Below are 569 nucleotides of genomic sequence, written 5' to 3'. Positions count from 1 at the left end.
AGTTCTGCATTTGGATTTGTACTTATTTTCCATGCAGATACCATCCCATCAAAACAGTCTATGATTGGTGAAAGATATACCTTTCCAGCAGGTATTGAAAATTCAGTAATATCCGTCAGCATTTTATGATTGGGTCTGTCAGAGTGAAAATCCCTGTTGATAAGATTTTCAGCTGCTTTTGTAATTTCTCCCATATAAGAGCTGTATTTCTTAGCTCTCCTAATCTTCACTTCCAGCTGATTTTCTTTCATGATCCTTCTGACGATTTTTTCTGATATGATGATATTTTGCTTTTTCAGTAAGGCGTGGATCCTTCGATAGCCATATCTGCTGTCATTTTCATGAAATAAATGCGTAATTTCTTTGGCTATGGCTTCATATTTTGCCTCTGAATGGATGACCTTATGCTGATAGCAGTAACTGCTTTTTGAAATATTCATCCTTTTCAAAAGCAATGACAATGAATACTTATCTCTCAGGGCATCGATGATCATTGTCTTTTCTTTATTTTTTAAATTGAACTGATCGATGCCCTGATCTTTTTTTAGTATTTTGATTGTTTCCTTAAG

General features: G+C 34.6%; 1 protein-coding gene. It reads right to left on the bottom strand.

The genetic code is table 11. The features are described 5' to 3' along the window. A partial coding sequence (locus tag ACFOZZ_RS13190; protein WP_376815417.1) for an IS3 family transposase occupies positions 1-569 on the bottom strand: 569 nt, incomplete at both ends.

This window comes from Catenibacterium sp. GCM10023432 (genome assembly GCF_042651925.1).
Taxonomy (GTDB): Bacteria; Bacillota_I; Bacilli_A; order Erysipelotrichales; family Coprobacillaceae; genus Catenibacterium; species Catenibacterium mitsuoka.
The sequence above is the reverse complement of the archived record's forward strand: the minus strand, read 5'-3'. Positions and strand labels throughout refer to the sequence as shown.